The organism is Staphylospora marina, assembly GCF_003856495.1.
Taxonomy (GTDB): domain Bacteria; phylum Bacillota; class Bacilli; order Thermoactinomycetales; family Thermoactinomycetaceae; genus Staphylospora; species Staphylospora marina.
Genome location: NZ_CP034118.1, coordinates 567,726 through 585,597 on the forward strand (window position 1 = coordinate 567,726; position 17,872 = coordinate 585,597).

The 17,872-nt window shown below is 55.0% G+C and carries 16 protein-coding genes and 3 pseudogenes; 7 read left to right on the forward strand and 12 right to left on the reverse strand.

All coding sequences use genetic code 11. The annotated features are described in order from the left end of the window. Nucleotides 1–205: 205 nt before the first annotated feature. Entirely contained in the window at nucleotides 206–922 is a 717-nt protein-coding gene (locus EG886_RS02985) for a YwiC-like family protein (RefSeq protein WP_124726751.1), read from the forward strand. 75 nt (nucleotides 923–997) lie between these two features. Here EG886_RS02985 and hemQ read toward each other — a convergent pair whose 3' ends face one another. Further along, the gene (hemQ, locus tag EG886_RS02990; protein WP_124726752.1) at nucleotides 998–1,756 is read right to left on the reverse strand and encodes a hydrogen peroxide-dependent heme synthase; all 759 of its coding nucleotides are present in this window, start codon (nucleotides 1,754–1,756) and stop codon (nucleotides 998–1,000) included. Nucleotides 1,757–2,186: 430 nt separating this feature from the next. Between hemQ and EG886_RS02995 the strand changes: the two are divergent. The 4 genes and pseudogenes from EG886_RS02995 to EG886_RS03010 form a co-directional block, all read left to right on the forward strand. Continuing rightward, nucleotides 2,187–2,912, forward strand: a pseudogene (locus EG886_RS02995) (ABC transporter ATP-binding protein); the annotation flags it as partial. 39 nt (nucleotides 2,913–2,951) lie between these two features. Next, a complete protein-coding gene (locus tag EG886_RS03000; RefSeq protein ID WP_124726754.1) occupies nucleotides 2,952–3,596 on the forward strand; it encodes an ABC transporter permease in 645 nt (214 codons plus the stop codon). Nucleotides 3,597–3,624: 28 nt separating this feature from the next. Beyond that, on the forward strand, nucleotides 3,625–4,518 hold the full coding sequence (locus EG886_RS03005; RefSeq protein ID WP_124726755.1) for a glycine betaine ABC transporter substrate-binding protein: 894 nt from the start codon (nucleotides 3,625–3,627) through the stop codon (nucleotides 4,516–4,518). Between the two features lie 146 nt (nucleotides 4,519–4,664). Beyond that, the gene (locus EG886_RS03010; RefSeq protein ID WP_164491616.1) at nucleotides 4,665–5,174 is read left to right on the forward strand and encodes a PCYCGC motif-containing (lipo)protein; all 510 of its coding nucleotides are present in this window, start codon (nucleotides 4,665–4,667) and stop codon (nucleotides 5,172–5,174) included. Between the two features lie 130 nt (nucleotides 5,175–5,304). On the opposite strand, the gene EG886_RS03015 is transcribed toward EG886_RS03010, so the two are convergent. The 9 genes from EG886_RS03015 to EG886_RS03055 all read right to left on the reverse strand — a co-directional run bounded on the left by EG886_RS03015 (nucleotide 5,305) and on the right by EG886_RS03055 (nucleotide 15,492). Beyond that, nucleotides 5,305–5,730 carry a hypothetical protein gene (locus EG886_RS03015; protein WP_124726756.1) on the reverse strand — a complete coding sequence of 142 codons (426 nt, stop codon included), beginning with the start codon at nucleotides 5,728–5,730 and terminating at the stop codon, nucleotides 5,305–5,307. Between the two features lie 192 nt (nucleotides 5,731–5,922). Beyond that, entirely contained in the window at nucleotides 5,923–7,080 is a 1,158-nt protein-coding gene (locus tag EG886_RS03020) for a mannitol-1-phosphate 5-dehydrogenase (RefSeq protein WP_124726757.1), read from the reverse strand. Next, nucleotides 7,077–7,511: a PTS mannitol transporter subunit IIA gene (locus tag EG886_RS03025; RefSeq protein ID WP_206425337.1), complete on the reverse strand. Its 435-nt coding sequence runs from the start codon at nucleotides 7,509–7,511 to the stop codon at nucleotides 7,077–7,079. The genes EG886_RS03020 and EG886_RS03025 overlap by 4 nt, the downstream gene beginning before the upstream one ends. Further along, nucleotides 7,508–9,613, reverse strand: a complete 2,106-nt coding sequence (locus EG886_RS03030) for a BglG family transcription antiterminator (RefSeq protein WP_124726759.1) — start codon at nucleotides 9,611–9,613, stop codon at nucleotides 7,508–7,510. Before EG886_RS03030 ends, EG886_RS03025 begins: the two co-directional genes overlap by 4 nt. A gap of 57 nt (nucleotides 9,614–9,670) precedes the next feature. Next, complete coding sequence (locus EG886_RS03035; protein WP_124726760.1) at nucleotides 9,671–11,092, reverse strand: PTS mannitol transporter subunit IIBC; 1,422 nt, start codon at nucleotides 11,090–11,092, stop codon at nucleotides 9,671–9,673. A gap of 208 nt (nucleotides 11,093–11,300) precedes the next feature. Next, the gene (locus EG886_RS03040) at nucleotides 11,301–12,233 is read right to left on the reverse strand and encodes a cation diffusion facilitator family transporter (RefSeq protein ID WP_124726761.1); all 933 of its coding nucleotides are present in this window, start codon (nucleotides 12,231–12,233) and stop codon (nucleotides 11,301–11,303) included. 19 nt (nucleotides 12,234–12,252) lie between these two features. Beyond that, nucleotides 12,253–12,561 carry an ArsR/SmtB family transcription factor gene (locus tag EG886_RS03045; RefSeq protein ID WP_124726762.1) on the reverse strand — a complete coding sequence of 103 codons (309 nt, stop codon included), beginning with the start codon at nucleotides 12,559–12,561 and terminating at the stop codon, nucleotides 12,253–12,255. A 142-nt stretch (nucleotides 12,562–12,703) separates the two neighbouring features. Next, nucleotides 12,704–14,122, reverse strand: coding sequence for an amino acid permease (locus tag EG886_RS03050; protein ID WP_124726763.1), 1,419 nt, complete (start codon nucleotides 14,120–14,122; stop codon nucleotides 12,704–12,706). Between the two features lie 221 nt (nucleotides 14,123–14,343). Further along, nucleotides 14,344–15,492 (reverse strand): metallophosphoesterase, encoded by a 1,149-nt coding sequence (locus EG886_RS03055; protein WP_124726764.1) that lies wholly within the window; start codon nucleotides 15,490–15,492, stop codon nucleotides 14,344–14,346. 183 nt (nucleotides 15,493–15,675) lie between these two features. Here EG886_RS03055 and EG886_RS14150 point away from each other — a divergent pair. Together EG886_RS14150 and EG886_RS03060 are read left to right on the forward strand one after the other, a co-directional pair. Further along, nucleotides 15,676–15,861: pseudogene (locus EG886_RS14150) on the forward strand (four-helix bundle copper-binding protein); the annotation flags it as partial. A gap of 105 nt (nucleotides 15,862–15,966) precedes the next feature. Continuing rightward, a pseudogene (locus tag EG886_RS03060) lies at nucleotides 15,967–16,410 on the forward strand (cupin domain-containing protein); the annotation flags it as partial. 65 nt (nucleotides 16,411–16,475) lie between these two features. Here EG886_RS03060 and EG886_RS03065 read toward each other — a convergent pair. Together EG886_RS03065 and EG886_RS13910 are read right to left on the reverse strand one after the other, a co-directional pair. Continuing rightward, on the reverse strand, nucleotides 16,476–17,402 hold the full coding sequence (locus EG886_RS03065; RefSeq protein WP_124726765.1) for a sporulation protein: 927 nt from the start codon (nucleotides 17,400–17,402) through the stop codon (nucleotides 16,476–16,478). A 97-nt stretch (nucleotides 17,403–17,499) separates the two neighbouring features. Further along, entirely contained in the window at nucleotides 17,500–17,859 is a 360-nt protein-coding gene (locus tag EG886_RS13910) for a P-II family nitrogen regulator (RefSeq protein WP_124726766.1), read from the reverse strand. Nucleotides 17,860–17,872 lie beyond the last annotated feature (13 nt).

Here is a 17,872-nt window from a genome sequence, read left to right on the forward strand (position 1 = left end):
CCGTTGAGCGTTTCAGACGGGGCAGACATGGATCCGCGTCTTCCATAGGATTTGCTTTCATCCGTCTGATGATACACCCGCTTGCCGGAAAGTCGTGCGAACATATATTCTCATCGGCTCCCGAAATTCCCTTTTCGGGGTGTGACTTTTTTCATAGAAAAAAACCGAAAGACCGAGTACCCTTTGAAGAGAAGGGGGGACTGGCATGAAACCGGTGATTCCTCATGAGCACGGAGGATGGGCCATGCTGACGGTGCCGTTTCTGTTGGGAACCTTTGCGGGAGATCCCGGCTGGGGCCATTTGTTGCTGTTCCTGGCATGGCTGATGTTTTACCTGTTCACATACTCGTTCAAGGAATGGATCAAGAGGCAACGGAGGGAAAGCCGATTTGTTCGCTGGGCCGTCATATACTCCGTGTTGGGACTGTGTTTTCTGATCATCCCGTTGAAAAATGAACCGTCTCTGGTGTGGTTGGCTCCGCTGTTGTGCATTTCGTTCGTGATGCATCTGTGGCACGTCAAGAGAAAGAACGAGCGGGCGATGACCAACAACGTGGGGGCCGTCCACGCGTTTTCCGTGGGAGCCGTGGCCGCCTGCGTGTTCGGCACCGGAAAGTGGGATGTATCGGCACTGTTTGTCTATGTGCACAGTGCCGTATATTATCTGGGATCGGTCTTTTTCGTCAAATCGATTCTCAGGGAGAAGAACAATCCGCGATGGATGGGCTACGCCAAAACGTATCATTGGTTGATGCTTCCGATCCCCGCTTTGTTCGGCCAACCCTTGTTGTTCATCCCTTTCCTGTTTTCGCTGGTGAGATTGTACCGGTGGGGCGGAAAACCTCTCCAACCGATTCGCATCGGGATGATCGAGTTTGCCAATTCGGCGCAGTTTCTCATTCTTTCCGTATGGTTGCTGTGAAACCGACAACTTGATCCGACAAAACGAAGAACCCCCGGCAACTGCCGGGGGGTTTTGTCATGTCCGGAATGATCCTTATCCTTGGATGTGTTCTTCGAGCAGGTTGCGAAGAGCTTCGGGAGTCAGCCTGGAGCCGACGTAGAAGGAACCGAAATCGCCGAAGCGCGCGCTGACTTCGTCGAATCTCATTTCGTACACCAGCTTTTTGAAGGAGAGCGGATCATCGGAAAAGAGGGACACGCCCCATTCCCAGTCGTCCAGACCGACCGAGCCCGTGATGATCTGGCGCACTCTTCCGGCGTAGGAACGTCCGATCATGCCGTGGCTTCTCATCATGGAACGGCGTTCTTCGCTCGACAGCATGTACCAGTTGTCATTGCCGGAGCGGCGTTTGTTCATCGGATAGAAACAGGTGTATTGTGTCTTCGGCAGGATGGGTTCCAGCCGCGCCCGGAATTGCGGATCGCTCATCGGATCCGTGCCCGGAGGAATGGTGTAGGCACTCAGTTCCACGACGGAAGTATAGGAATAGGGAGTGGTGGTCACTTCCGCAAAACCGGTTTTGTCAAAACGGAATTTCACTTCATTCAGTTCGTCCATGGTGGGGCGGAGGTGGATGAACAAGAGATCGGCTTTGTGACCGAGAATGGCGTATTGGCCGAAGCTGCCCCGGCGATGTTCTTCCACTTCCGCAAACTGATGGACGGTGTCCAACAACTCCTCCACCCGTTGGCGACGGTCTTCGGCGCTGAGGGATTTCCATTTCGTCCAGTCAATCTTGCGAAAATCGTGATAGGCATACCAGCCTTCGTAGGTTGTTACTGCTTGACTCATGCGTTCACTTCCTTCCACCCGTCTTGATGACTGCGGCCTGTCGCCTTTTTTTCATTTCAACTTCTATCATACTCTTTTTTTTGTTTTTGGGCAGGTCCATCCCCGGATTTGCAAGGCCGGAGTTGCCGGGATCGGGAGGAAATCGGACGATATGGAAGGATTTCTGAGGATCCCTGAAGCGATCTCTACTCAGGCGGAAATATACCGGTATATCCAAAAATATTTGATATAATGCGATTTGTTCATGAAATTGTTGTTTTATATAATTTTGATGTCCCGAAAAAATCATTGCCATTCACCGCCGGAAAGAACAAATCGGATTGATGGTGATATTTCGGTGATGATTCCCGGGTTTGTCGGTTGCGGAAATTCACATATAGATATAAATCTCTATTTTTTTATTTGTAAATTTTTAACTGGAGTGAAGCGGATGATCAAGTTCGAAAACGTCACGAAAACGTACGCGGACGGAACGGTCGCCCTGAAAGAAATCAATCTTCATATCCGGAAAGGAGAACTGCTCACCCTGATCGGCCCCAGCGGTTGCGGCAAAACGACCCTGATGAAAATGATCAACCGGCTGGTGGAGCCCTCCTCCGGGAAGGTGTTCATCAACGGGGAAGACATCTCCGGGATCGATCCGGTGGAGCTTCGGAGAAACATCGGATATGTGATTCAGCAGATCGGCCTGTTCCCGCACATGAAAATCAAGGATAACGTGGCACTGGTGCCGAGGTTGAAGAACATGGACCCTGAAAAGGTCGAAAAACGGGTGGATGAATTGCTCGAGTTGGTCGGGCTGGATCCGCATGTCTACCGTGACCGTTATCCGGCCGAACTCAGCGGCGGGCAACAACAACGGGTCGGCGTCATCCGGGCGCTTGCCGCGGAACCGTCCATCATTCTCATGGACGAGCCGTTCAGCGCGCTGGATCCCATCACCCGTGAACAACTGCAGGAAGAACTGGTGCGATTGCAGGCGGAGATCAAAAAAACCATCGTGTTCGTGACCCATGACATGGATGAGGCACTGCAAATCGCGGATCGCATCGTGCTGATGAAAGAGGGGCAAATCGTTCAGGTGGACACGCCCGAGCGGATGCTCCAACAACCCGCAAACGACTTCGTTCGCGGATTCATCGGCGTGAAGCGGTTGAGCCGGTTCAAGAAGATCCAGTGAAAGGGGGGAGCGGGAATGACTTTGTTGGACGTGATTGCCGAGCGGCAAGAAGAAATCATTCAGGCCACCTTGCAACACCTCGAACTCTCCTTCGCCGCCGTTCTCTTTTCCATATTGGTCGCGGTTCCCGCGGGAATTTTCCTGACGCGTCATCAGAAGCTTGCCGGCCCGATCATCGGTTTGGCTTCCGTTTTCCAGACCATTCCCAGCCTCGCGCTTCTGGGCTTCATGATTCCTCTTCTGGGAATCGGCTGGACGCCGGCGATCGTGGCCCTCACCATCTACGGGTTGTTGCCGATTCTGCGCAACACGTACACCGGGATCATGAACGTCGACAAGTTCATGATCGAGGCGGGCAAAGGGATGGGCATGACCGATTTTCAGGTGTTGTTCAAGGTGCAGATTCCTCTCGCTTTGTCCGTGATCATGGCCGGGATCCGGACGGCCACCGTGATGATCATCGGGGTGGCGACGCTCGCCGCCTTGATCGGTGCGGGAGGTTTGGGGGATCTGATTTTCCGCGGCATCTCCATGGTTTCCACGGAACTGATCCTGGCCGGGGCGATCCCGGCGGCCCTGCTGGCACTGGTTTTCGATGCCCTGCTGGAATGGCTGGAAAAAACGGTGACGCCCAAAGGAATCAAGCAAAGTCAGAACTGAGGAGAGCCATGACGGAAAGGAGCGGATCATGAAGGCAAAAAAAGCGATTCTTCTGATGTTGGCATTGGTTCTGGCGGTTCCGCTGGTCGCATGCGGATCTGCCGATGACGACAAGATTGTGGTGGCCGGAAAAAACTTCACCGAACAGGACATTTTGGCCCACATGATGGCTTCCCTGATCGAAGCCAAAACGGATTTGAAGGTGGAACGCAAAACGTTTCTCGGCGGAACGCAAGTGGTCCACAACGCCTTGATCAACGGAAGCGTGGATCTGTATCCGGAATACACGGGAACGGGGTGGACCGCCACCCTGAAACAGAAGACGATCACCGATCCGCAGGAAATGTATGAGAAAGTGAAGAAGGCGTATGAGGAAAAATTCAGTGTGGTTTGGCTGGAGCCGTTCGGCTTCAACAACACCTACACGTTGACGATGAGAACGGATCACGCCGAAAAGTTGGGGGTGGAAACGTTCTCCGATCTCCTCAAGCACGCCCCGAACCTCGTGCTGGGTTCCACCCAGGAGTTTCTGGAGCGTCCTGACGGATACAAAGGATTGCAGGAAACCTACGGGTTCCGTTTCAAATCGGCCAAAGGCATGGATGCGGGACTCACCTACGGCGCCGTCAAGGAAGGTGCGGTGGATGTGATTGACGGTTTTTCCACGGACGGCCGCATTCCCGCATTCAACCTGAAAATCCTCAAGGATGACAAACAGTTTTTCCCGCCTTACCACGCGGCTCCGATCATCCGGCAGGACACGCTGAAGGCCCATCCGGAGCTGGAGCAAGTGCTGAATCTCCTCGCCGGAAAACTGGATGAAAAGACCATGGCAATGTTGAATGCCCAGGTTGATCTCGAAGGAAAGAAAGCCCGCGATGTGGCGGAAAACTGGCTGAGAGAGCAAGGCCTGATTCAATAATGACATTTCTTAATGACATTTCTTGCGACACGGCAACGTGTCGTTTTTTCTTCATGATCAAGGTGATCCGTCCAAGCTTCTGATATACTGGTGATGAACCGAAAGAGGTGCCACAGACTCTTTGGAGGAGAAGAGGCGAAGGATTCATGAAAAAACGGAAAGCGACAAAATGGCTGTTGCTCTTGGGCGGCATGCTGATGACCGTGCATCTCACCGGTTGCGCGGCCGAACCGGATTCCGGTCATACATCGGAACATCATTCATCCACCGAACACGTTGCCGGTGATCTGCGGGAAGAAACGGGAAGCGTTCGTGAATTGCCGTCTTTCCTCAGCGGTGCGGATCCGTGGGTCGTTCAGGTGTATCAAACGGCGGCGGAGAACGCCTCCTTGCTGGACCATATCCCGTGCTACTGCGGCTGCGGACAAAGCGTGGGGCACAGGAGCAATCGCGACTGCTTCGTTCATGAAATCAAATCCGACGGAAACATCGTCTGGGATTCCCACGGAACCAAGTGCGGCACCTGTCTGGAAATCGCCGAAGAAGCCGCCGCTTTGAAGAAACAGGGCAAATCGGTCAAGGAAATCCGTGAATATATCGATCAGAAGTACAAAGAAGGATACGCACCGCCCACGCCGACTCCGATGCCTTCCTGATCATCGGATCCGGGAAAGGGTGGATGTGCACTGCCGGCGGATGAGATGTCCGTCGGCTTTTTGGTGGGTGACGGTTGCGCAAAAAAAAAGAGGGCGGGGATGCCCTCTGCGATTGAGCACGAAGCCCTGTTCATTTTTCGGTTCTTGCGGAAATTTTCCCGACTGCATAAGAGTCTGTCCACGGATCGCGGATATCAATATAGTACTTGGCAGGAAGCATATTGGTAAAGGTAATCGTACGTGAAGAGCCAAAGGTTTTGAATGATGTACAGTTCCCCGAAGAGGCGCTGCAAAGACGGGCGGTCAGAGAGGCCGGAGACCATGGCTTCGGAATGTCGGTTGCCTTGTAAATCCTCATCAAATTTTGGTCAATGGTCAAACGAACCGTTCTATATGTGGAGTCCACCGTGATATTTCCATCCCATTTGCCATCTTCCGTAGTAAAGGAGGCAGGTCCATAAAAATCTTGAGCCGCATACGACTTTTCCGCCGGAGCCACCAACATTCCCGCCAGCGCCACGACCAGACCCGTCATGAGCACAAGAACACGCTTCATGAGGTGACCTCCTTCATCCATGCTAATTCATTGGTTTCCATATATTAAAATAACTCAATATTATCTGAAATGCAACCATTATTTTGAATATGAGTCAATTTCCGTTCGAGAAGACGAAAAAGCGGGTTCCGGTTGACGAAACCCGCTTTTTGCGCACGGATTTTGAAGAGGTCTGATGAAAGGCAGGTTCAATCACCGTTTTTTCATGGATTCCAGCTTTTCCACGTTTTCGATGATCCGGGCAAACAGCGGAGAATCCGGCTGCACTCCGGTCACTTGGCGGATGGTTTTGTACAGCCCTTTTTCCGCCCGGAGGGTGCGGATTCGCATCGCTTCTTCGTCTTCCTCATGGTCGAACAGAAGGGCGGCGGCGATCCCGACGGACAGATGCTCGGGCACCATTCCGTGTTCAAGCAGCTGGACGGCGGGGCCCATCAAACGGTCCCCGGGACCGAGCTTTCGGATGGGAGAACGGCCGATTCGCGTCACTTCGTCCGACAGGTGGGGATTGGCGAACCGGGACATGATTTTTTCCGTATACCGCCGGTGATCTTCGGGATCGATCGCATGTTTGAGAACCAGCAGCCGTCCGGTCTCTTCCAGGGCTTTTTGAGTGGTTTCCCGGACAAACGGGTTCCGGAGCGCCTCATCCATGGTGCGGAACCCGAACAGGTATCCCAGATAGGCGGCCGTGGCGTGCCCGGTGTTGACGGTGTACAATTTTCGCTCGATGTAGGGCGTCAGGTCGGAAACCCAGGTGATCCCCTTGATCTCCGGAATTTCCCCCCGGATGCCGGACCTGTCCACCACCCACTCATAAAACGGTTCCACAATGACTTTCAACCGGTCTTCGTTGGATTGCAGGGGCACGATGCGGTCCACGGCCGAATCCGGGAAGCCGATACACTTTTTCGCCTTGGCGTGGATCTCCTCATCGAGGTGTTGGAAAATGTACGATTTCAGCATCGTGCTGGCCCCGACGGCATTTTCGCAGGCGATGATGTTGAGCGGACGATCATGCGTGCGAAGCCGTTCCGTCAAAGCTTTGGCCAGGACGGGAGCGATCCGCTCCAGGACGGCCGGCCCGACGGCGGTGGTCACCAGATCGGCATCGATGATTTCCCTGGAGACCGCTTCCGGATCCAGCCCCGATACCGCCCGGACGCCGCGAACGATGAACGTCTCCCGGTGTTCCGCGGCCGTTTCCACGACATATTCCCGTCGGCGGTTGATCTCGTCCACCAGTTCCTGAACCACGTCGATGAAACAGACTTCGCAGCCGGATTGGTTCAGCAACGCTCCGATGAATCCCCGACCGATGTTTCCGGCTCCGAAGTGAACGGCTTTCATGCTTCATCCCCTCCGATGAAGGAGATCAATGCATCGGCGTTGTTGAAGGCCACCATTTTTTTCACGGACTCCTCGTCCGAGCAGAGCAGGGCAAGCCGGGCGAGAATGTTCAGATGATCGTCTCCCTTGGCGGCGATGCCGAACAGCAGGTATGCGGTGTTGCCGTTTCCGAAATCGACCCCGTCCGGAATTTGCACCACGGAAATGCCGGTGGAATGAATGTATGCTTTGGAATCGGCGGTCCCGTGAGGAATGGCCACTCCGTTGCCGATCCAGGTGGACAGTTCTTCCTCGCGCTCGTGCATCTTGGCGACGTATTCTGCGGACACGTGGTCGCTTTTGACCAGCAGTTGGCCGGCCAGTTCGATCGCTTCCCGTTTGTCTTTGACTTTTGCGTTCAGCAGCACTTTCTCTGCGGACAGCATGGTCATGATGATCTCTCCTCTCCGGTGTGGATGTCGGATGTGCAGAATTGATACAGGCGGTTGGCGAAATGTTTCCGAATGCCCGATTCATCCTCCGATTCCAGCACATGGACGGTGTCCGGTTCGATGAGCAGCGAACTGATGTGACTCAACAGTTCGACGACCTCACGGGGGCCGGAAGCCGGGCACACCATCAGGACGATCTTGTCAATGTCCACCCGGCCGTCATCCATGGATCTGACGGAAACGCGATCGTTGAGCCGATGGACGGAGAACGAAGGGTGGAGAACATGATCACTGCGACAGTGGAACAGGCCGAGACGGGCATCGGGAATGCCGAGTCCTCCGAGTTTCTCCCGTTCAAGCAATCGCGTCACCACCGGTTTGCCACTGTCGAGGATGTTCTTCTGTTCCAGCAGGAGACAGGCCTGGCGGAGAATTTCTTCCAGATTTCCGCTTCGGACCGATGATTCCGTCACGAAGAAGCGGTCCATCAAATCCAGCGCATGGCCGAGCAGGGAATGAACCCGTTGCAATTCGTCCAACTCCCGGACGATGCGCGGGCTTTTGTCGATCCGGCAGGGAATCTTGAATGAGCGTTCCTTGGCAATCCGCCGGATCTTTTCCAGATCCTCATCCGTCGGCAACGGGTTCATCAGCAACACTTCATCCGGTTTTCTCGAAGGAATGGGAACGGTGGACACGATGAGGTCGTATTCCCCGGGGTCCATGTCATCGATTTCGAAGACCGATACGTTCCGGAGCACTTCCGCCTCAGGGACGGAGCTTTGAATCCGGCTCGCCAGCAGTTTGGACGACCCCAAGCCGCCGGAACAGACGATCAGGATTCGCAGACGCCGGTTCTTTTTGGCCACTCTTTCCAATGCCGATCCGAAGTGCATGACCAGATACCCGATTTCTTCATCGGGCACGTCCAAATGCGGGAAGACGGAGCGGGCCGCTTCGCGGACCACCCGGAACAGGTTCGGGTAATCTTTTTGGATTCGGGGAAGCAGGGGATTGCGGATTTTCATGTTGCGCTTCATCCGGTGGATCGCCGGTTCCAGGTGGACGACCAGCCCTTCGAGCAGGGAACGGTCGTCCGACAGATCCGCGTCGAGTTTCTTTTCGCAGAGAGTGATCAGTTTCCCGGCGGTCGCCGTCAGTTCCGCCCGGGAGTCTTCCATCGGTTCATACCGGGAGTGTCCAAGCTTGGCTCCCTTCAGGTGCATCGCCACATGGCCGATTTCCTCGGGGGGAACGGGGTGGCCGAAGCGGCCTTCCAACCGCCTGGCCATTTCCCGGGCCAGCCGATACTCCGGGGTACCGGCCAGCTTTTCCAAGTCCTCCGGATCCATTTCGACGGTTTCGCCCTTGGCGATCCGTTCCATGGCCAGGGCCAGGTGAATGACCATACCGATCCGTGCACTGTCGGCGAGTGGTGTGGGGAAAATCCCGTCTGCCGCGCGGAGTTCTTCATCGACCTTGATCAGGGTCTCCCGGGGGATCATCCGGAGCAATCGTTCGGAAGCGGCATCCGGAAGCGGATCCGGAACATCCGGACGGGTGTTTTTCAGGATCGGGATCCAGTGAGATTCGTCCAGATGTTCCGAAATCAGGGAACGGATGGCTTTTCGTTTGGATGACTCCGGTCCGGCGATCTCCACGCCGTAGCCGCGGCGGCGGATCAGAGAAAGGCCCCAAGACCTCAGCCAATCGGTCAATGCGTCCAAATCATGGCTGACGGTGGCCGGCGTCACTTTCAATTCGTGCGCGAGGGCCAATGTTTTGATCGGCTCCGTGGCTTCCAACAGCGTGCACAGAATCCGGATTTTCCGTTCTTCCGCCGTGTACTCGACGGGCTTCAGTTTCGCGAGGGTTTGTTTCAATCGGGTCCGTTGCTCCGACGTTCCGTGAAGAAACAGGCCGGAACCCGCTTTTTTCTCCAGTTTCAGGCCGAACGGTTCCAACCGTTTCTCCAGCCAGGTGAGTTCCCGATGAATCGTGCGGGGGCTGACATGAGTTTCCGCCGCAATGTCCCGGACGGTGACTTCTCGCTTCCGAAGCAGAATTTCGAGGATCTGACGTTGCCTGGAAGAGATGATCACGTCTGTTTCCCCCCATTCCGGGGAATCCGGCGAAAACGTTCACCGGATTCGCGCGAATTACTTGCCGAGACGTCGGACCAGTTCGTCGTACACGGGGCTGTTCAGGAAGTTGTCGACCGACACGTGTTCCGCCCGGGGAGCTTTCGCTTTGGCCCGGTCCGTGAGGGTTTTCTGGGTGATGACCAGATCTGCGTCCTGCGGAATGTCATTGATCGCCGAGTTTGTCACTTCCACGTCGATGCCGGCGTCCTTGAACTTTTTCCACAAGATGGACGCGCCCATCGCGCTGGAGCCCATGCCCGCGTCGCAGGCAAACACCACTTTTTTCACGTCGCGGGCTTCTTCTCGGCTCATCATCTGGTTCACGACGTCACTTCTGTTCCCTTTCAGTTTTTCCATTTGTTCGGCCGCCCGAGACAGGTCGCCTTCTTCGGGATCCCTGCTCATTTTGAGGAATGCCGCCGAAACGAGGAAGGAAATCGCCAAGCTGACCGTCACGCCGGCCAATACGGGAAGGAGTCCTCCTTTGGGGGCCATGGCGGCAACGGCAAAGATGCTGCCGGGGGAGGGCACGGCCACGAGTCCCGCCTGAAGCGTCCGGAAGGTGAACACACCGCTCATGCCGCCGGCCATCACGGCCAGAATCAGGCGGGGTTTCATGAGGATGTACGGGAAATAGATTTCATGAATGCCACCCAAGAAGTGAATGATTGCTGCACCGGGTGCGGACTGTTTGGCCGATCCTTTTCCGAACAGCCAGAAGGCCAGCAGCACGCCCAGCCCCGGACCGGGGTTGGCTTCGAGCAGGAAGAAGACGGATTTTCCGGTCTCCGCCGCTTCTTTCAAACCGAGCGGGCTCAGCACACCGTGGTTGATCGCATTGTTGAGGAACAACACTTTCCCCGGCTCGATGAGCAGACTGGCAAGCGGAAGCAGTCCGGCTTTCACGATCGCCTCCACGCCGGCGGAGAGTGTGTGGGTGAGCGTCGCCACCACCGGGCCGATGGCCACGTATCCGCAGAGAGTGAGAACCGCTCCCACAATGCCTGCCGAGAAGTTGTTCACGAGCATTTCAAATCCGGCGGGAATCTTTCCTCTGAACGGGTCGTCCACCCGTTTCAGCACCCAGCCGGACAGGGGACCCATGATCATGGCTCCCAGAAACATGGGGATATCCGTGCCGACGATGATCCCCATCGTGCCCAGTGCACCGATGACACCGCCACGCACGTCGTAAATCATCTTGCCGCCCGTGTACCCGATCAGAAGAGGCAACAGGTACTGGATGGTCGGTCCGACCAGCTGCGCAAGATGCTCATTGGGAATCCAGCCGGTGGGAATGAACAGGGCGGTGATGAGACCCCATGCAATGAACGCTCCGATGTTGGGCATCACCATCGCGCTCAGGAACCGGCCGAATTTTTGAACGCCTACCTGGAGACGGTTGTTCCGGTCAATGGCCTGGTTGGCTTGACTCATGATGATCTCCTTTCCAAGGGATGAAATGGATCCCGGTGTTGGCTTTATCGTAAAACGCTTTCAACAAATGGTTCAACAAAATGAAAACACAGATTCGTCAAGATGCCTGTTGACAAAATTAAAATGGAATGATTTGATGAGTGGATTTCTCTTTTCGGGAAAACCAAAAGATCCGCCGGCCAAAACACCAGGCGGATCTTTTTCGGTTTCAGTGAACATGCTGCCGGGAGTGGTGGAAATCGGCGGTTTCGATCTGGATCGTGGTGTGATGGATCGAGAAATGTTCTTCGATCTGACGGATCGCCGTTTTCAGGATGTCCTGGTGGGGAGCGTCCTCTCTCACCAACAGATGGCAGGTGAGGGAATCCAGCCCGGAGGTGATCGTCCAGATGTGCAGATCATGCACGTTGATCACGCCGGGGATGGCGGTCAACACTTCTTCCACCTTGTGTTTGTCCACGGTGATCGGCGTTCCTTCCATCAGGATGTGCAGGGAATGGGAGAGAACTCCCCAGGCGCTTCTCAAAATGAGGATGGCCACGATCACGCTGATCACGGGATCGGCCAAATACCAGGAAAAGGCTGACATCAGCAATCCGGCCAGGATGGCTCCGATCGAGCCCAATGCGTCCGACAGGACGTGCAGATAAGCGCTTCGCAGGTTGACGTTGTTTTTGACGTCCCCTTTGCGCATGAGCACCCAGGCGCTGGCCAGATTGGCGAACAAGCCGATCGCGGCGATCAGCATCATGGTTTGACCGTTGATCGCGGGAGGGCTCCAAAAACGCTCCCACGCCTCCAAAACGATCCATCCCGCGGCCACGAAGAGCGTCAGACCGTTGAACAAAGCAGCGAGGATTTCAAACCGGTAGTATCCGAACGTTTTTCGCGGTGACGGAGGACGCTTTGCCAGCCACATCGCGACGAGACTGAGCGCAAGTGAAGCCGCGTCCCCCAGCATGTGACCGGCATCCGACAACAGGGCCAGGCTGTTGGTCAGCAGCCCCCCGACAAATTCCAAAAGCAAAATGGTGACCGTGATGGCCAGGGCGATGGTAAGGCCTGTTCGATTGTCGTGATGATGGTCGTGGCCGTGATGATGATGGTCATGGTGATGACCGTGATGGTGATGATGATGCACGGGACATTCTCCTTCCGTCTCAGTCGTGTTGGACGTGGCGGATGGTTTGGTGGAGCATCCGGATCACGTGCTCGTCATCGCAGGAATAGAGAACGGTCCTGCCTTCGCGGCGTGACTTCACCAGTCTCAGGGAGCGCAACAGAGCCAATTGATGGGAAACGGCGGACTGGGACAGGTCAAGCAGTTCGGCGATATGTCCGACGGAGCATTCCTCTTCGGCGAGGAGATACAAAATCCGAATGCGGGTGGGATCGGACAGGGCCCGGAAGATCAGGACGGTTTGATTCACCGCTTCATCCGTGAGAAAGTCGTGTTCATGCTTGTTCATCAGACTCACCACTTATTTATGTTCATATGAGCATTTGTTCATATATAGAATAGATGAACGTGTATGTTTTGATCAAGGGACATCCGTGATTTTGGGAAAAGAAAAAACCCGCCTTGGCGGGTAAAGGAAGTGGTCCTTTTGATCAAACGCGGCCGGTCGACGGCTCGCCGGAGACGGCGTTCTCCTTTTTCTCTTCGGCAGCGCTTCGTTTTTTGCTGTACAGATAACCGACCGTCAGCAACGCGAACCAGAACGGAGCCACATAGATGGCGATTCGCGTGTCTTTGTCCATGCCGAGCATGACGAAAATCAGCGCCAGGAACAGCAGGACCAGCCAGTTGGTGAACGGAGCTCCGGGCATCTTGTAGGAGACTTCCGGCAGGTTTTTCTCTTTGACGGCTTTCCGGTATTTCATGTGGGCGACGACGATCATCCCCCAGGTCCACAAGCTTCCGACCAAAGCCACGCTGGTCACGTACACGAAAGCCTTCTCCGGCACGAAATAATTCAGCACCACGCCGATCAGGAGAGTCAGGGCCGAGACGGTCAGACCCACGGCCGGAATCTGGCGGCTGTTCAGCTTGGAAAACGCCTTGGGCGCTTGCTTGGACAGAGACAGGGAGTACAGCATGCGGGCGGTGCTGAACACCCCGCTGTTGCAGGAGGACAATGCCGCCGTGGCGACCACGAAGTTGATGATGTCAGCCGCAAACGGAATGCCGATTTTCTCAAACGTGGCCACGAACGGGCTTTGCGTCGGATCCAGTTGGTTCCACGGATAGATCGACATGATGATGAACAGGGAACCCACATAGAAAATCATGATTCGCCAAAGCACCTTGTTGATGGCGGACGGGATCGACTTTTGGGGATTTTGGGCTTCGCCGGCCGTGACTCCCACCAGCTCCACGCCCTGGAAGGCGAATGCCACCATCTGCAGTGAGAGCAGCATGCCGACAAAGCCTTTCGGGAACAACCCGTCATGACTCCAGAGGTTGGACACGCCGGTGGCGGGGATGTTGCCCAGTCCCACGGAGATGATCACCAGTCCGATGGCGATCAAGGCGATGATCGTGACGACCTTGATCAGGGCGAACCAGAACTCGAACTCGCCGAAAAATTTGACGGCCACCAGGTTGATCAGATAGACAAACACGAGTGACATCAGAGCCGGAATCCATTGCGGCAAGTTGGGAAACCATTTGGTCATGTAATGTCCGACGGCGATGATCTCGGCCATGCCGGTCACGATCCACATGAACCAATAGCTCCATCCGGTGAAGAACCCGGCCCAGGGGCCCACGAATTCATGCGCGTAGGAACTGAAAGAACCGGCAACCGGCTTGTACAAAATCAGTTCACCCAGAGCACGCATGATGAAAAAGATGATGATGCCTGCCAGGGCATAGGAAAACATCAGGGACGGTCCGGCAACCTGAATGCTTTTGGCCGACCCCAGAAACAACCCGACCCCGATGGCACCGCCGATCGCGATCAGCTGGATGTGCCTGTCGGTCAAACCTCTGGTCAGTTCCGTTTTCTGTTGATCTGTTGGTTTCACGGAACCCTGCCTCCCCTCTCCATTTCGATTTCTATACTATAACAATATGAGACAATTCTATAACAACATAAACAGCTGTTACAACCCCAAGAAGGAATGTTGTTTTATTTCCATCATTTCAATCATTCGCCGTATTGCGGCAAGAGGCGGAAGCATGCGCAAAAAAACGCCCGCTTCGCGCGGCCCGGGAGTCGGGCCGCAAAGCGGGCGTTTCATGATTTTTATTTGAATTTCATCGTGATTTGAACCACTTCCGGTCTGTTTCCGATGCGGAGCGGAGGCCCCCAGGTCCCGAACCCGCACGAAACGATCAGGTGGTGGGATCCTTTTTTGAGCAGACCCCAGTCCGTTTCATAGATCATCCCGGTGATCAGTCCGGCGGGGAAGATCTGGCCTTTGTGGGTGTGTCCGGACAGTTGCAGGTCGATGCCGTGAGCTCTGGATTCTTCCAGATCGATCGGCTGATGATCGAGAAGGATGAGAGGTTTGGACGGGTCGATTCCGTTCATCAGATCCTTCAGCGGCATCCTTGCCGGCACGCTGCGGCGGTTGGGATCGTCCCGCCCGATGAGAGTAAAGCCGCCTTTCACATTGACATGGCGATCTTTCAGGACCTGAATTCCCGCTTCATTCAATTTTTGCATCAGTTCGCTGTCATGGTCGCGCAAATCCCGATCATGGTTTCCGGGAACGGCATAAACCCCGTAAGGGACGTTGATGCGCCCCAACGCTTCTGCCAACTTCCCGGCTTCTCCCGGCGGAAGGCTCCCGTCCGTGATGTCACCCGCCAGCAGCACGATGTCGGGCTTGATTCCCCGGATGATTTCATGCAAGCGTTCCAGCCTCCGGACTTGGATGATGGGACCGAAATGAATGTCCGAGACCATGGCGACTTTGAGTTCCCGGAAGGGACCCGCGTCTTTGTTCACGGTCACCTCGTATTTGGTCACCACGGGATTGCGGGCGTTCAAGCCCCCGTAAACAACGGTGCCCACGACAACGGCGAACAGGACGATCGCGGCAATCAGCGGCGCCTTTTGATGTTCTTTGACGGCCGCGGGCAAAAAGCCGGCTTTCCTGTCAATGAGCCGGAGAACATCGAGCACCAGCAACAGCAAACATCCGTACAACACCGCCACCATGGTATACCCGCCCAGAATGGTCAACCAGGGGACGACGGCGGGAGGCAGCACATCTTCCCCGATTTCCGCCAGCGGGAAGGGCAAGACCAGCAGACAGAATCCCGTGACAAACAGAATCCGGGTTCCGCGGGAAGCTGTTTTGACGAACGTGTTCCATCCCCTGCGGCCGATGTAGTAACACATCAACGAATACAGCAGCATGAAAACGGTGATGATCAAACCCCACATATCGGTGGATCTCCTCCGTGAAGGTGTACATGTTGATTGCCCTTGTTCCCTGGTCATTTCCCGGGAGAATTCTTTTCTTCTTGCCGGCATATGTGTTTACAGATCATGTTTCCGGGAGGAACTGACATGTCCTTGTTGCATTTCATCCAACATTGCCAGTCCGTTTGCGACCGGATGCTGACCATGGCGGCTTCCACGTCCGGGGCATCCGACCGAAACAAACAAGCCCGTCTTCTCCGTGATTGCGCCGATATCTGCGGCCTTACCGCCCAAATGCTGGCCCGATCCAGTCATGCCACCGGGCAGATGCTGCTCCTCTGTGCAAGGATCAGTGAGCGATGCGCGGAAGAATGCTTGAAACACCCTGATCCGGACTCTCATTACTGTGCCCGGGTTTGTTTGCAAAACGCTTCGGCTTGCCGGACGTATGCTTTGGAAGGCATGATGTACCGCCGTCCGGAGCGAACCGTGAAATGGAGAGACCATGGGAAAAAACCGTTTGTGATCAACATTCGTCACGCGGCGAAGAAAAACCGCACGTTTCGCACGGCTTTGTGGACGGGCACCCATTTGCAGGTCGTCGTGATGAGCATCGATGTCGGGGAGGACATCGGACTGGAAGTGCACCCGGATGTGGATCAATTCCTGCGCATTGAGCAAGGCAGAGGGCTGGTCCAAATGGGCGCGCGAAAAGATCAATTGGATTTCGTGACGGAAGTCGGCAAGGGGGATGCCATCATGGTGCCCGCGGGAACCTGGCACAACCTGACCAATACGGGGAAAAGGCCGCTGAAACTTTACACGATTTATGCCCCGCCCGAGCATCCGTTCGGCACCGTTCACAAGACAAAACGGGATGCCATGGAAGCGGAAGGAGTATCGCCCGCGGAAGTCCAGCGGACGGAAAGTCGGGAATGAACGTCACCGATGTCCGTTCGGACCAGGCAAAAAAGCTTGGGGGTATCCCCAAGCTTCTTTTTTCATCAATCCTCCTCATCACCGCCGAAGAAGTTCCCGAAGAGGTCTCCTCCTTCTTCGTCATCGTCATCATCATTATCGAAGATCTCTTCAATGGCATCTTCCAGCGCATCTTCCAGCAGCTCGACCGTGATCAGTCCGATGGCGAACGCGCCGATCGCTCCCGCGGCTGAGGAGAATTTGCTGGAAAACTGTTTTTTGTCGTAAGCCGGAAACACGTGGGGTTGTTGAACGGTTTCGGCGATCACCTGCCGGAGATGTTCGGCCAGTTGATCCGGGTTGTCGAGCAGGCTGTTTTCCAACCAAAGCTCCCGCTTGATTTCTTTTTCACCGGCAAACGTGAGCACATCCGTTTCGAGGAGCAGGGCGATCCCGTCATCTTGGATAACGGCACAAAACTCGATTTCCTCCACCTCTCCCTTGAACAGATCGGTGGGTTGCATTTCAAACTCTTGCAAATGGCCATCGAAGCTGCGCGATCCGTATTTTTCTTGGAATCCGAGCGATTGAAACGCTTCCAGGACGCGCTGGAGCCTCGTCGGGGGCAGCACCGTGACGGGATCCCGGTCCGAAGAATCCACGCCGCCCGCGATGTCGAGGTGGGTGATAAAGGCATACGAGACGGAGTATCCGGAAACCAACAGATTTTCCGGAAGCGTGTATTGGAAGGGAAACGACTTCACTTCAGAAGGACCGATCGTGAATTTTTCAGGGAAGGAAAACCGGTTGACCAGCGCGGATTGCTCCAGCTTTTCCCCGCGGACGTACACCATGAGATCAATGTCAATCTTGTTGATGTCCTGTTCAACGGTGCCGCCCTGAATCACCAATTCTCCGCGAATTTCTTCCCCGAGTCTGTATGCATCTTTCTCCAGCACGAGGTCCACGCGGGCAGAACCTTTCCCCAATCTGGCCAGGAATTTTTTGAACATGCTCAAAAGTCCCCTCCCATGAAATAACGTCCGGTGACATTATACTATTTTTTTTGATGTGGTTGCACACGCCGGAAGGAAACGTCTTCCATTCGTCTTATTTGTTCTTTTGATCGTCATTTCCTGTTTGGTCGGGCAGGTGGTTGATTCCGACCGTACGATCCACTTCGAGGACGAATGCAATGCCTCTCCCCGGTTTGTTCAGTTGGACGCTTTGCGTGATCGCCTCCAACACTTGATCGGTTTTCCGGCGATCGATCAAGGTGAGGATGATTTCTTTTTCCGGCTCGATGACCATGTTGAACAGTTTGGCTTTCTCGTGGATTCCGGTTCCCCGGCCGAACAGGATGGTGCCTCCCTCCGCGCCGGCTTTTTTGGATGCTTCCACCACTTTCTCCGAGTACCCTTTGTTGACGATCGTGACGATCAGGTCGTATTTGATGTTCGGGTTGGCCATGAACGGGTCCTCC